We start from the raw sequence: 13486 nt of genomic DNA, 5'->3' as shown, positions 1-13486 counted from the left end.
GCTGCCGGGACAGGGTCGCGGGTCGGCCTCCGGCTCGACACCGGGCCGTGCTCAGCGCGGCCGAGCCCGCTTCCAGGACCCGGGGCCGGGCCGCAGCCCGGCGCCCAGCCGCTGGCGCCGGGCCAGCAGCCGCCCCACCTCCGCCAGCGGGTTGGCGGCCGGCTTCGGGGCGGTCCGCCGCTGCAGCAGCACCACCGTCAGCGCGGCCAGCTCCTCCTCGGTGGGGTTCCCGCGCACCACCGAGAACAGCGGCTCCTGGGCCCGGTCCTGCTCCTCATGCCGTCGCGCACTCACAGCGGGATGTTCCCGTGCTTCTTGGCCGGCATCGCCGCGCGCTTGTCGTGCAGGGCCCGCAGCCCCTTGATGATGTTCACCCGGGTCTCGGCCGGGGCGATCACCGCGTCCACGTACCCCAGCTGCGCGGCCTGGTACGGGTTCAGCAGCTCCTCCTCGTACCGCTGGATCAGCTCGTCCCGAGCGGCCTCGACGTCGCCGCCCTCCTCCTCGACCTTCTTCAGGTCCCGGCGGTACAGGATGTTCACCGCACCCTGGGCGCCCATCACGCCGATCTGCGCGGTGGGCCAGGCCAGGTTGATGTCCGCGCCCAGCTTCTTGGAGCCCATGACGATGTACGCCCCGCCGTAGGCCTTGCGGGTGATCACCGTGATCAGCGGGACGGTGGCCTCCGCGTAGGCGTAGATCAGCTTGGCCCCGCGCCGGATGATCCCGTTGAACTCCTGCTCGGTGCCCGGCAGGAACCCGGGCACATCCACGAAGGTCAGGATCGGGATGTTGAAGGCGTCGCAGTGGCGCACGAAGCGCGCGGCCTTCTCCGAGGCCGCGATGTCCAGGGTCCCGGCGAACTGCATCGGCTGGTTGGCGACCACCCCCACGGTGCGGCCCTCCACCCGCCCGTAGCCGGTGATCACGTTCGGGGCGTACAGCCCCTGGATCTCCAGGAAGTTCCCGTCATCCACCACGGTCTCCACCACGGTGCGCATGTCGTAGGGCTGATTGGCCGAATCCGGGACGAGGGCATCCAGCTCCTCATCCTCCGGGGTGATCTCCGGGTCCTGATCGTGCTCCAGGACCAGCCCGTCCATGAGGTTGTTCGACGGCAGGAACTCCAGCAGCTCCCGCAGGAAGTCGAAGGCGTCCTCCTCGTCCTCGGCCAGGTACTGGGAGGTGCCGGTCACCGCATTGTGGGAGCGCGCCCCGCCCAGGGTCTCCATGTCCACCTCCTCGCCGGTGACCGTCTTGATGACGTCCGGGCCGGTGATGAACATGTGGGAGGTCTTATCCACCATGATCACGAAGTCCGTCAGCGCGGGGGAGTAGGCGGCCCCGCCCGCGCACGGGCCCATGATCACCGAGATCTGGGGGACGACGCCGGAGGCCCGCACGTTCATCCGGAAGATGTCCGCGAACATCGCCAGGGAGTCCACGCCCTCCTGGATGCGGGCCCCGCCGCCGTCGTTGATCCCGATGACGGGGCAGCCGTTGCGCAGCGCGAACTTCTGCACCTTGACGATCTTCTCCCCGTTGACCCGGGACAGGGAGCCGCCGAAGACCGTGAAATCCTGCGAGTACACGGCCACCAGGCGCCCGTCCACGGTGCCGTAGCCGGAGACCAGGCCGTCGCCCAGCGGCTTCTTCCTCTCCATCCCGAAGGCCGTGGAGTGGTGGGTGGCCAGGGCGTCGAACTCCACGAAGGAGCCCTCGTCCAGCAGCATCTCCAGGCGCTCGCGGGCCGTGGACTTGCCGCGGGAGTGCTGCCGGTCCACCGGCGCCTGCCCCGTGGGCAGCAGGGAGGCCTCGCGCCGTGCGTAGAAGTCGGCGATGCGCCCGGCGGTGGTGGACAGATCCGGTCCGTCCTGCTGCTTCGAGTCCTGCGGGGCGGGGGTTTCGGTCATGGGCACTTCCTCAGACGATGCGGATCGATGCGCGGACGGTGGGACGGCGCGCCGTGGTCGCGGGCGAAGGAGCGGATCAGCCTCAGCTGGTCGGCGCCTCCGGTGCCCCCACTGTACCCAGCACCGGGTTCCAGCGGTGGATCCGGCGTTCGGTCACCACTCCTCCGGTGCGCATCGGATCCTCGTCCAGCAGCTGGGCCACCTCCTCCTCGGACTCCGCGCGCAGGATCAGCAGCGCCTGGTCGGAGCCGTCGGTGAACGGGCCGGAGACCAGCAGCTTCCCCTCATCCAGGAGTCCGGCGAGGAAGCGCCGGTGGGCCGGCCGGTGCGCGGCCTGCGCCTCGGCCGGGCCGTAGCTGTACAGGACGGCGAAGTGCTCGCTCACGGTGATGGGTCCTCTCGGGCGGGGATGGGTCGGTGCGGGCGCATCCAGCCGACGCCCGGCTCCGCCTCCTAAACTAGCTCACACCCCCGTCCGCGTCCGCGCCCGCCGCGGGCACACCACCCGGCCCTTGCCAAGGAGAGATCCCGTGTCCGAAGACTTCCCCGCCCCGCACGAGCCCGCCCAGGGCGGGGCACGGGCGCCGCTGCGTCGGCAGGTCCTGACCGGCGCGGACGACGTCGTGTCGGAGCTGGCGCGGCTGCTGCGCGCGGCCCCCGTGCAGGTGCTGGGGGAGGTGGACTCCACGAACGACGAGCTGGTGCGCCGACTGGCGGATCCGATCCGGCGTCCCGTGCACGGGAGCGTCCTGCTGGCCGAGCACCAGCGGGCCGGACGGGGACGGCGGGACCGGACCTGGACGGCGCCGGCGCGCAGCTCGGTGATGCTCTCGGCGCTGGTGCGCCCCGAACGCCCCGGGCGCCCGCGCACCCTGGAGCCGGACTCCCTGCACTGGCTGACCCTGCTCATGGCGCTGGCCGGGCAGCGAGCCATCCGCGCGACCACCGGCCTTCCGGCGCGGATCAAGTGGCCCAACGACCTGCTGCTGGACGGGGCCAAGACCGCGGGGATCCTCGCGCGGGTGGCCCCGGACCCGCAAGGGCGCCTGTGCGTGGTGGTCGGCATCGGGATCAACGTCGATCTGGAGAGGGACCAGTTGCCGGTGCCCACCGCGACCTCCCTGCGGGCCGAGCTGACCCGCACGGATCAGGCCCGCACGGGACATCGAGCCGAGCCCGTCGTGGATCGCACGATCCTGGCAGCCCATCTCATCGCCGGGTTCCGGGATCTGCTCGAGCGCTTCGAGGCCGTCGGCGGCGATCCGTCCCGGCCGCTGCCCGCCTCCGCGGTGGATCAGGACTCGCCTATGGGGCAGGACTCCGCGGGGGATCCGCGGCCCGGCCCGAGTCTGCTGGAGGCGATCCGCCCCCGCCTGGACACCCTGGGGCGCCGGGTGCGCGTGCAGCGCGACGGGCAGCCCGACCTCCGCGGCGCGGCCGAGGACCTCACCGCCGACGGCGCCCTCCTGGTGCGCCGAGAGGACGGGGCGCTCGAGGAGGTCTCCGTGGGCGACGTCGTGCACCTGCGCCCGGACGCCGGATCCGCCGAAGGGCGGTGGGCATGAGGTACCGGGCCCCGCTGGAGCCGGGGGAGGAGGTCGTGACCTGCAATCGGGCCCACCCCACCCGGCTGCTGCGCCCCGCCCTGACCCTGCTCGGCGCGATCTTCCTGGCCAGTGTCCTGCAGGTGGTCGCCGGGGTGTATCCGGCATGGTCCCCGGTGGGCCCGATCCTGCTGGTCGCGGCCGTGATCTACGCCGTGGTCAGGATGTGCCGCTGGCTGGTCACGGGATACGCGCTGACCACCCGCCGCATCGTGATCTTCCGCTCCCTGCGGGCCCGACGGCCCCTGGCGCTGCCGTTGGAGCACGTGCTCGGCGTCGTCGGGCCGCGCGGGGTGCTCCACCGGGTGCTGGGCAGCGGCACGGTGCGCGTGGCGCTGCCCGGGCAGGCCTTCGACCTGACCCACCAGAAGGAGCCCGCCCGCTTCGCGCGCCTGTGCGAACAGCAGCGGGCCGAGTTCATCGGCCGACGCAGGAGGTCCGGGGTGTAGGCTTCTCATGCATGGCCTGTGACCCGGACAACCCTTCCGGTCGCAGTGACGGCACCGTCGCCGCCCCCTGCGCGGTCGGCAGCGGCGCGCCGCCCCGTCGGCCCCGACCGCGCGCAGAGGATCCGCCGCACCCCCGACCCCGAGACCAAGAAGGTGGAGCTCATCGTGCCCCAGGACGTTCCCGAGGACGCACCGGTCTACACCGGACCGCAGACCAGCCAGCTGAACCTCGCGAACCCGGCCCAGTCCAACCTCTACGGCTCCGTGGAGGCCAAGGCGGCCGTCGGGGCGCTGGAACGCGCCCTGCTGGGGCAGAACCGCAGCCTGCGCCGGGAGGAGGCGGCCGAGGCCGCGGACGTCTCCCTGCTCGGGGCGCGGAAGATGTGGCGCGCCCTGGGTCTGCCCAACCTCAAGGACGAGGACGTCTTCTTCACTCCCTTCGACGTCGAGGCGCTGCGCACCATGGCGGATCTGGTGGACAACGCGGACATCACCGAGTCCGGGGTCATGTCCATCGTCCGGTCGGTGGGGCAGATGACGGACCGGATGGTCGCCTGGCAGATCGAGGCGCTGGTGGAGGACATGGTCGCCCATCGCGGGGTCACCGACGCCGAGGCGCGGCGCCACCTGCTCACCATCCTGCCGCAGCTGATCGAGCAGCTGGATCAGCTGATCCACTACGGCTTCCGTCGCCAGCTCAACGCGGCGGTGATCCGTCTGGCGCTGAAGGCGGAGAAGCCCGGTGAGGCAGACGCGGACGAGGACGGGGACGACCGGTTCCGCCCGCTGCCGCTGGTGCGCGGGATCGGCTTCGCGGATCTCGTCTCCTACACCTCGCTGTCCCGGCGCATGGGCGAATCCACCCTGGCCAGCCTGGTCCAGCACTTCGAGCAGCGCTGCGCCGAGATCGTGGCGGTCGGCGGCGGCCGGATCATCAAGACGGTGGGTGATGAGATCCTGTTCCTCACCGAATCCCCGGAGGCCGGCGCCCGGATCTCCCTGGCACTGTCCCGGATGATCGACGAGGATCCGGCCCTGCCGGAGGCCCGCGTCGCTTTTGTCTGGGGCCGGATCCTGCCTAGGCTGGGGGACGTCTACGGTCCGACCGTGAACCTCGCTTCGCGCCTGGTGGCCCTGGCCGAACCCGGCGTCGTGCTGGTCGATGCCGACACCGCCGAGGTGCTGCGCGGAGACGAGCGGTTCGTCCTGCGTCCGCAGAGCGTGCGCAACGTGCGCGGATTCGGAGACGTCCAACCCGTGGTCCTGGACCCGGGCATCGGCCCCGAACTGGAGATTGACTTCGAATGACGACTGCCGCCGAGCTGGCCACCTGCATCGGTGCCACGACCCATCAGGGCTGCCACCGTCAGAACAACGAGGATTCGCTGATCACCCGCGGGAACCTCTGCGTCGTCGCGGACGGCATGGGCGGACACGAGGCCGGGGAGGTCGCCAGCTCGATCGCCGTGCGGACCCTGGCCGAGGCCCCGCTGTTCGGCACCGAGCACTTCGACGTGCCCGCCGAGGAGGATTCCGAGGAGAGCTCCCGGGGCCTGTTCCGGCGCCGCCGCAAGTCCACCTCCGCCCTGAACGCGAAGATCATGGAGGTCCTCGGCCGGGTCAAGGCCGTGATCGGCGAGGCCGACGAGAACATCAAGAAGGCCGGACGCATGCGCGCCGGCACCACGCTGACCGGGGCCTGGCTGACCCGCATCGGGGAGCAGCCCCTGTGGATCGTGTTCAACGTGGGGGACTCCCGCACCTACCGGCTGCGTCGGGACACGGACCAGCCCATCAGCCACGAGCCGCTGTCCGTCTCCCAGTCCCCGGTGGAGGGGATCAGCCTGGAGCAGATCACCGTGGACCACTCCGAGGTGCAGTACCTCGTGGACACCGGCCAGATCACCGCCCTGGAGGCGCTGATCCACCCGCGGCGCAACGTCATCACCCGGGCGCTGGGCACCGGGAACTACTGGGAGCCGGACTTCTGGGTCATCCCCGCCCAGGTGGGGGACCGGCTGATGATGTGCTCGGACGGGCTCTCCGGGGAGCTGTCCAACGGGTACATGGCCAAGGTCCTGGCCACCGTGGAGCACCCCAAGGACGCCGCGGACGTGCTGCAGGCCGCCGCGCTTCGCTCCGGGGGCCGGGACAACATCTCCGTGATCGTCGCCGACGCCGTGCCGGCGGGCTCCTGCACCGACCACGGCTGCGACGGGGACACCGACGGGGTGCACGAGACCGCCCCGGAGGAGGGGGTGCTGGACCTGGACTCCTTCAACCCGGGCCAGGATCCGGACGGCCCCCTGGCCCCGGAGGAGACCACGGTCGATCCCGAGCGCTGAGCGTCGGCCCCGGGCCCGCTCGCGTCCCCCGGTGGGCGGGGCCGGGGGCCATGGGGGACAATGGTCTGCCGTGAGCACCGAGAAGACCCGCGCCCAGCACGCCACCGCCGACGCCGACCGCGAGATCCCCGAGGAGCGGCTGAAGGACCGCTACGCCGAGCTGATCGAGCAGGTCCGCGCCGCGCGCACCGCCTACTACCTGGAGGACGCCCCGAGGATCTCCGACGCCTCCTACGATGCGCTGTACCGCGAGCTGGAGACGCTGGAGGCCGAGCATCCGGAGCTGGTCGCCAACGATTCCCCGACCCAGGAGGTCGGCGGGGAGGTCTCCGAGGCCTTCGCCCCGGTGCGGCACCTGGAGAGGATGTACTCCCTGGAGGACGTGTTCTCCGTCGAGGAGCTGCGCGCCTGGCTGGCCCGGGCCCGGGAGTCCATCGAGCGGCTGCGACCCGGGGCGCGCCCGGCCTGGCTCACCGAGCTGAAGATCGACGGACTGGCGGTGAACCTGCTGTACCGGGAGGGGCGCCTGGTGCGCGCCGCGACCCGCGGGGACGGGACCACGGGGGAGGACGTGACCCGCAACGTCGCGACCATCGCCTCCATCCCCCAGCGGCTCACCGATGAGGACGTACCCGCGGAGATCGAGGTGCGCGGGGAGATCTTCATCGCCTCGGCCGATTTCCGGGAGCTGAACGAGGCCCTGGTCGCGGCCGGCAAGGCGCCCTTCGCCAACCCGCGCAACGCCGCGGCCGGGTCCCTGCGGCAGAAGGATCCGGAGGTCACCGCGCGGCGTCGGCTGTCCGTGTTCATCCACGGCATCGGGCACCGCACGGAGCTGTCCGCGGACTCCCAGTCGCAGGCCTACGAGCTGCTGGCCTCCTGGGGGCTGCCGGTGAGCCCCTATGCCCGGGTGCTGGAGACCGAGGAGCAGATCCTGGAGTTCATCGCCGACTACGGGCAGCACCGGCACGATCTGGTGCACGAGATCGACGGCATCGTCGTCAAGGTGGATGACTTCCGCACCCAGGCCCTGCTGGGGCACACCTCCCGGGTGCCGCGCTGGGCCGTGGCCTTCAAGTACCCGCCGGAGGAGGTCAACACCCGGCTGCTGGACATCGAGGTCAGCGTCGGGCGCACCGGACGGGCCACCCCGTACGGGCTGATGGAGCCGGTGAAGGTGGCAGGCTCCACCGTGTCCATGGCCACCCTGCACAACCAGGACGTGGTGAAGGCCAAGGGGGTGCTGATCGGGGACACCGTGGTGCTGCGCAAGGCCGGGGACGTGATCCCGGAGATCGTGGGGCCCGTGGCGGCCCTGCGCGACGGCACCGAACGGGAGTTCCGGATGCCCGAGACCTGCCCCTCCTGCGGGACGCGGCTGGCCCCGGCCAAGGAGGGGGATGTGGACCTGCGCTGCCCCAACCACCGCTCCTGCCCGGCCCAGCTGTGGCAGACCCTGGCCTACATCGGCTCCCGCTCGGTGCTGGACATCGACGCCCTGGGGGAGGAGACGGCCCAGGCGCTGACCCAGCCGGCCGAGCCCGCCGAACCGCCGCTGGTGTCCATGGCGGGGCTGTTCGAGCTGAGACCCGAGGATCTGGAGCCGGTGCAGACCTGGCGGGACACCTTCCTCACCGACGAGGCGGGCAAGCGGGTGCGCGGGGCCGACGGCCGGTTCCAGCGCACCGGCGAGCAGGAGCTGGTGCCCTACTTCTACGGGCGCATCCCGGTGGACGCCCCCGCGCGGGTCAAGGGGCTGCGGCGGGATCAGCCCCAGAAGCACACCGAAACCCTGTTCCAGGAGCTGGCCAAGGCCAAGACCCAGCCGCTGTGGCGGGTGCTGGTGGCCCTGTCCATCCGCCACGTGGGTCCCAACGCCGCACGGGCCCTGGCCACCCGCTTCGGCTCGATGGACGCGATCCGCGCGGCCGATCGCGAGGCCCTGGCCGAGACGGACGGGGTGGGCCCGGTGATCGCCGACGCCGTGATCGACTGGTTCGCCGAGGAGTGGCACCGGGAGATCGTGGACCGGTGGGCCGCGGCCGGGGTGCGGATGGAGGACGAGCGGGACGAGACCGTGCCGAGGGTGCTGGAGGGGGTCACGGTCGTGGTCACCGGCACCGTCGAGGGCTACACCCGGGACTCCGCGAAGGAGGCGATCATCCGGCGCGGCGGGAAGTCCACCGGCTCCGTGTCCAAGAAGACGGACTTCCTCGTGGCGGGGGAGAACGCCGGCTCCAAGCTGGAGAAGGCCGAGCAGCTGGGTGTGAAGATCCTGGATGCGGAGGGCTTCGCGGTGCTGCTGCGGGAGGGCCCGGCCCCCTTCGATGCCGCGTGATTCCGCGGGTTCCGGGGCCTTTCGGGGTTCGTGACCGGCCCGTGACCTGTGGCCCCCGCCATGGGCTGCGGTCTTGACCCCCTGCGCGGGGTCCGCTTAGGCTGGCACGCGTCCTGCCAAGGACACCCGCTGAGGTGCTTCCGACGGCGGGACGACGGAAGGTCAAGCTTCCGTCACGATTTTTGGTTGCCAAGCCCAAAATCGTTATTGTATCGTTATCAAAGTTCATCGCCGCGAGGCGATCACGCTGGTCATCCTGCGCATGGTGCAGGGGCCGAACATGCTGGGTGCTGCCGTACACCGGAGTCGTCTACAGGGCAGACACCTCGAGAAGATCCCCACACACATCGATGGGTAGACGACGGCGCGGAGAAGTCCAGGGATGGACGGAGCGCAGGTGGCCCGAGGAGCATCGTGAAGACTACTTCCACCATCCGTCGTAACGTCCGCCGCGGCACCGCCGCCCTCGTCGTCGGCGGCGCCGCCGCCGCGACCCTGTCCATGCCGGCCCACGCTGCGACCGAGGCCCAGTGGGACGCCGTCGCCCAGTGCGAGTCCGGCGGGAACTGGAGCACCTCCACCGGCAACGGCTTCTCCGGCGGTCTGCAGTTCACCGCCTCCACCTGGGCCGCCAACGGCGGCACCGGTGACCCGGCGAACGCCTCCCGCGCCGAGCAGATCCGCGTGGCCGAGAACGTCCTGGCCACCCAGGGCAAGGGCGCCTGGCCCGTGTGCGGCGTCGGCCTGGGTGCCGCCGACACCAGCGGTTCCGCCGCTGGCGCCACCGAGCAGCAGAGCACCTCCGCTGCGCAGACCCAGACCCAGCAGGTCGAGGCCCCCAAGGCTGAGACCCAGGCCCCGGCCCAGACCCAGCAGGTCGAGGCCCCCAAGGCTGAGACCCAGGCCCCGGCCCAGACCGAGCAGGTTGCTCCGGCCCAGACCCAGTACACCGCCCCGGCGCAGACCGAGCAGGCCGCCCCGGCGCAGACCCAGTACACCGCGGCTGCCGGCACCTACACCGTGCAGGCCGGTGACACCCTGTCCGCGATCGCCGCGGCCCACGGCGTCTCCTGGGAGTCCCTGGCCGACGCCAACGCCTCCACCGTCTCCAACCCCAACCTGATCTACCCGGGTCAGGTCCTGGAGATCCCGGCCGCGTGAAGCGCCTGATCCGCTCCGGCCCCCGCGGCTGAGCGGACTTCGACTCCGACGCCCCGCTCCCCTCCCGCTCCGGCGGAAGGGGAGCGGGGCGTCGTCGCGTCCCCGGGTGCGCTCCGGCGGACCCGCCCGGGAGGTTAGCCCGCGGCGGCGCGACTAGACTGACCTGCGGGACGCCCGCGCCGGGCGCGGGGTCCCGCACCCACCGAACCCGAGCAGGAGAATCCATGTCTGCGATCACCCGCGAGCAGGTCGCCCACCTGGCCGAGCTGGCGCGCATCGACATGACCGACGAGGAGCTGGACGCGATGTCCCGCGAGCTCGAGGTCATCGTCGAATCCGTGCAGTCCGTGTCCGAGATCGCCCAGGAGGACGTCGCCCCGACCGCCCACCCCATCGCGCTGACCAACGTGCTGCGCGAGGACGTCGTCGGGCCCACCCTGACGCAGGAGGAGGCCCTGTCCGGCGCCCCCGACGCCGAGGACGGCCAGTTCAAGGTGCCCGCGATCCTGGGGGAGGAGTAGCCAGATGCCGATGAGCGCCGCAGACCTCACCACCCTCACCGCCGCCCAGGCCGCTGACCTGCTGGCCGCGGGGGAGATCACCTCCGAGCAGCTGGTGCGCGCCCACCTGGAGCGCATCGAGGCCACCGGCCGGGCCGACGGGCTGAACACCTTCCTGCACGTGGACGCCGAGGGCGCCCTGGCCACGGCCCGCGCCGTGGACGAAGATCGCGCCGCCGGGAAGCCGCTGCACCCGCTGGCCGGCGTCCCCGTGGCCGTGAAGGACAACATCGTCACCACCGGGCAGCCCACGACCGCGGCGTCGAAGATCCTCGACGGGTGGGTCAGCCCCTACGACGCGACCGTCGTCGAGCGGATCCGCCAGGCGCGGATGCCGATCCTGGGCAAGACCAACCTGGACGAGTTCGCGATGGGCTCCTCCACCGAGCACTCCGCCTTCGGCCCGACCCGCAACCCGTGGGCCCTGGACCGGATCCCCGGCGGCTCCGGTGGCGGCGCGGCCGCGGCGGTCGCCGCCCACCAGGCGCCCCTGGCCCTGGGCACGGACACCGGCGGATCCATCCGCCAGCCGGCCTCAGTGACCGGCTCCGTGGGGGTGCACCCCACCTACGGATCGGTCTCCCGCTACGGGGCGATCGCGATGGCCTCCTCCCTGGACCAGATCGGCCCGCACGCGCGCACCGTGCTGGATGCGGCCCTGCTGCACGAGCTGATCGCCGGACACGACCCCAAGGACTCCACCTCCCTGCCGGATGAGGTCGGGGACTTCGCCGCCCAGGCCCGCGCCGGGGCCGTCGAGGGCGGGATCCGGGGGATGCGCATCGGCGTCATCCGCCAGCTGCAGCAGGCCGAGGGCATCCAGCCCGGGGTCGCCGCCCGCGTGGCCGACGCCCTGGAGGCGCTGCGTGAGGCCGGGGCGGAGATCGTGGAGATCGACATGCCGCACTACCGCTACGCCCTGGGGGCGTACTACCTGCTGATGTCCTCGGAGGTCTCCTCCAACCTCGCCAAGTACGACGGCGTGCGCTGGGGCCTGCGCGTGGAGCCCGAGGAGGGCCCCGTGACCATCGAGCGGGTCATGGCCGCGACCCGGGCCGCCGGCTTCGGCCCGGAGGTCAAGCGGCGCATCATCCTGGGCACCTACGCCCTGTCCGCCGGGTACTACGACGCCTACTACGGCTCCGCCCAGAAAGCCCGCACCCGCATCATCGAGGACTTCACCGCGGCCTTCGAGCAGGCCGACGTGCTGCTGGCCCCGACCTCCCCGACCACGGCCTTCCGCTTCGGGGAGAAGACCGACGACCCGCTGTCCATGTACCTGTCCGACATCGCGACGATCCCGATCAACCTGGCCGGGGTCCCCGCGATCTCCGTCCCGGCGGGGCTGTCCGAGGACGACGGCCTGCCGGTGGGCGTGCAGTTCATCGCCCCGGTGCGCGAGGACGCCCGCATGTACCGTGCCGCGGCCGGCCTGGAGGCCGCCCTGGAGAAGGCCTGGGGGGCTCCGCTGCTGCAGCGCCGCCCGGCCGTGGAAGACCTGCTCGCCGCCTCGGGTGAGGCCGACGCCGAAGGAGTGTCCGAGTGATGACCGATGAGCTGATGGACTTCGATCAGGCCCTGGAGGCCTACGACCCGGTGCTCGGCTTCGAGGTGCACGTGGAGCTGAACACCGCCACCAAGATGTTCGACTGGGCGCCCAACGCCTTCGGCGACGTGCCCAACACCAACACCAGCCCGGTCTCCCTGGGCCTGCCCGGGGTGCTGCCCAGCGTGAACAAGCAGGCCGTGGAGTCCGCGATCAGGCTGGGTCTGGCCCTGGGCTGCGACATCGCCGAGGTCACCGAGTTCTCCCGGAAGAACTACTTCTACCCGGACACCCCGAAGAACTTCCAGACCTCCCAGTTTGACAAGCCGATCTGCGAGAACGGCGCGCTGGACGTGGAGCTGGAGGACGGCACGGTGTTCACCGTGCAGATCGAGCGCGCCCACATGGAGGACGACGCCGGCAAGCTCGGGCACCACGGCGGGGCCGGACGCATCCAGGGCGCCCAGTACTCCCTGGTGGACTACAACCGGGCCGGGGTGCCGCTGATCGAGATCGTGACCCGCCCGATCACCGGGGCCGGCAAGCGCGCCCCCGAGCTGGCGCGGGCCTACGTGGCCGCGATCCGGGAGATCGTCAAGAACCTGGGGATCTCGGATGCCCGCATGGAGCGCGGCAACGTCCGCTGCGACGCCAACGTGTCCCTGATGCCCAAGGGCGCCGAGACGTTCGGCACCCGCACGGAGACGAAGAACGTCAACTCCCTGCGCTCGGTGGAGCGGGCCGTGCGCTACGAGATCCAGCGTCACGCCGCGGTGCTGGCCGCCGGCGGGTCCATCCTGCAGGAGACCCGCATGTGGCACGAGGACACCCGCTCCACGACTTCGGGGCGCCCGAAGTCCGATGCGGACGACTACCGCTACTTCCCGGAGCCGGATCTGGTGCCGATCGTGCCGGACCGGGCCTGGGTGGAGCGGCTGCGGGCGGAGCTGCCGGAGCCTCCCGCGCAGCGGCGCAAGCGGCTCAAGGAGCAGTGGGGCTACTCGGAGGAGGAGTTCCGCGACGTCGTCAACGCCGGGGTGCTGGAGGAGATCGAGCAGACCGTGGCCGCCGGGGCCAGCCCGGCCGTGGCGCGCAAGTGGTGGATGGGCGAGATCGCCCGCCTGGCCAAGCAGCGCGAGGTGGAGCCCGGCGAGCTGGGGGCCACCCCCGCCACCGTGGTGGAGCTGAACGGGCTGATCGAGGACGGCAAGATCAACGACAAGATCGCCCGGAAGGTCCTCGAGCACGTCCTGGCCGGGGAGGGCACCCCGGCCGAGGTCGTGGAGGCCCGCGGCCTGGCCGTCGTCTCGGACGACTCCGCCCTGGGGGCGGCCGTGGACGAGGCGCTGGCGGCGATGCCGGAGGTCGCGGAGAAGATCCGCGGCGGCAAGGTCCAGGCGGCCGGTGCGGTGGTCGGGCAGGTCATGAAGGCCACCCGCGGCCAGGCCGACGCCGCCCGCGTGCGCGAGCTGATCCTGGAGAAGCTCGGCGTGCAGGGCTAGCCCCCGACACCGGGAGACCGCTTGAGGGGCCGGGCGAGGCAGGGCGGGACCCTGCGGCGCCCGGCCCC

Annotated in this window: 12 protein-coding genes; 9 read left to right on the top strand and 3 right to left on the bottom strand. The window is 71.9% G+C overall.

The window, feature by feature from the left end; translation table 11 throughout:
* Nucleotides 1–51 precede the first annotated feature (51 nt).
* The 3 genes from KKR01S_RS02900 to KKR01S_RS02890 form a co-directional block, all read right to left on the bottom strand.
* Entirely contained in the window at nucleotides 52–294 is a 243-nt protein-coding gene (locus KKR01S_RS02900; RefSeq protein ID WP_061225261.1) for an acyl-CoA carboxylase subunit epsilon, read from the bottom strand.
* Nucleotides 291–1913: an acyl-CoA carboxylase subunit beta gene (locus KKR01S_RS02895; RefSeq protein WP_055684375.1), complete on the bottom strand. Its 1623-nt coding sequence runs from the start codon at nucleotides 1911–1913 to the stop codon at nucleotides 291–293. Before KKR01S_RS02895 ends, KKR01S_RS02900 begins: the two co-directional genes overlap by 4 nt.
* Before the next feature lie 82 nt (nucleotides 1914–1995).
* The gene (locus tag KKR01S_RS02890; protein ID WP_055684376.1) at nucleotides 1996–2298 is read right to left on the bottom strand and encodes a YciI family protein; all 303 of its coding nucleotides are present in this window, start codon (nucleotides 2296–2298) and stop codon (nucleotides 1996–1998) included.
* A gap of 145 nt (nucleotides 2299–2443) precedes the next feature.
* Between KKR01S_RS02890 and KKR01S_RS02885 the strand changes: the two genes are divergently transcribed.
* The 9 genes from KKR01S_RS02885 (at nucleotide 2444) to gatB (ending at nucleotide 13418) form a co-directional block, all read left to right on the top strand.
* Complete coding sequence (locus tag KKR01S_RS02885) at nucleotides 2444–3478, top strand: biotin--[acetyl-CoA-carboxylase] ligase (protein ID WP_061225260.1); 1035 nt, start codon at nucleotides 2444–2446, stop codon at nucleotides 3476–3478.
* Nucleotides 3475–3966 (top strand): PH domain-containing protein, encoded by a 492-nt coding sequence (locus KKR01S_RS02880; RefSeq protein ID WP_055684378.1) that lies wholly within the window; start codon nucleotides 3475–3477, stop codon nucleotides 3964–3966. The genes KKR01S_RS02885 and KKR01S_RS02880 overlap by 4 nt, the downstream gene beginning before the upstream one ends.
* Nucleotides 3967–4131: 165 nt before the next feature.
* Nucleotides 4132–5274, top strand: a complete 1143-nt coding sequence (locus tag KKR01S_RS02875; protein WP_055684444.1) for an adenylate/guanylate cyclase domain-containing protein — start codon at nucleotides 4132–4134, stop codon at nucleotides 5272–5274.
* Nucleotides 5271–6311, top strand: a complete 1041-nt coding sequence (locus KKR01S_RS02870; RefSeq protein ID WP_081046349.1) for a PP2C family protein-serine/threonine phosphatase — start codon at nucleotides 5271–5273, stop codon at nucleotides 6309–6311. Before KKR01S_RS02875 ends, KKR01S_RS02870 begins: the two co-directional genes overlap by 4 nt.
* A gap of 70 nt (nucleotides 6312–6381) precedes the next feature.
* Nucleotides 6382–8649 (top strand): NAD-dependent DNA ligase LigA, encoded by a 2268-nt coding sequence (gene ligA / locus KKR01S_RS02865; RefSeq protein WP_061225259.1) that lies wholly within the window; start codon nucleotides 6382–6384, stop codon nucleotides 8647–8649.
* 414 nt (nucleotides 8650–9063) lie between these two features.
* On the top strand, nucleotides 9064–9810 hold the full coding sequence (locus KKR01S_RS11445; protein ID WP_061225258.1) for a transglycosylase family protein: 747 nt from the start codon (nucleotides 9064–9066) through the stop codon (nucleotides 9808–9810).
* A 224-nt stretch (nucleotides 9811–10034) separates the two neighbouring features.
* The gene (gene gatC, locus KKR01S_RS02855; protein WP_055684381.1) at nucleotides 10035–10331 is read left to right on the top strand and encodes an Asp-tRNA(Asn)/Glu-tRNA(Gln) amidotransferase subunit GatC; all 297 of its coding nucleotides are present in this window, start codon (nucleotides 10035–10037) and stop codon (nucleotides 10329–10331) included.
* 10 nt (nucleotides 10332–10341) lie between these two features.
* Nucleotides 10342–11916: an Asp-tRNA(Asn)/Glu-tRNA(Gln) amidotransferase subunit GatA gene (gene gatA / locus KKR01S_RS02850; protein WP_061225290.1), complete on the top strand. Its 1575-nt coding sequence runs from the start codon at nucleotides 10342–10344 to the stop codon at nucleotides 11914–11916.
* Nucleotides 11916–13418: an Asp-tRNA(Asn)/Glu-tRNA(Gln) amidotransferase subunit GatB gene (gene gatB, locus KKR01S_RS02845; RefSeq protein WP_061225257.1), complete on the top strand. Its 1503-nt coding sequence runs from the start codon at nucleotides 11916–11918 to the stop codon at nucleotides 13416–13418. Before gatA ends, gatB begins: the two co-directional genes overlap by 1 nt.
* Nucleotides 13419–13486: the final 68 nt, after the last annotated feature.

Source organism: Rothia kristinae NBRC 15354 (genome assembly GCF_001570865.1).
Taxonomy (GTDB): Bacteria; Actinomycetota; Actinomycetes; order Actinomycetales; family Micrococcaceae; genus Rothia; species Rothia kristinae.
The sequence above is the reverse complement of the archived record's forward strand: the minus strand, read 5'-3'. Positions and strand labels throughout refer to the sequence as shown.

Coding starts and splice junctions, on each gene's coding strand:
- KKR01S_RS02895 (WP_055684375.1), bottom strand. CDS start 1,913: ATGACCGAAACCCCCGCCCCGCAGGACTCGAAGCAGCAGGACGGACCG.
- KKR01S_RS02880 (WP_055684378.1), top strand. CDS start 3,475: ATGAGGTACCGGGCCCCGCTGGAGCCGGGGGAGGAGGTCGTGACCTGC.
- KKR01S_RS02870 (WP_081046349.1), top strand. CDS start 5,271: ATGACGACTGCCGCCGAGCTGGCCACCTGCATCGGTGCCACGACCCAT.
- gatC (WP_055684381.1), top strand. CDS start 10,035: ATGTCTGCGATCACCCGCGAGCAGGTCGCCCACCTGGCCGAGCTGGCG.
- gatA (WP_061225290.1), top strand. CDS start 10,342: ATGAGCGCCGCAGACCTCACCACCCTCACCGCCGCCCAGGCCGCTGAC.
- gatB (WP_061225257.1), top strand. CDS start 11,916: ATGACCGATGAGCTGATGGACTTCGATCAGGCCCTGGAGGCCTACGAC.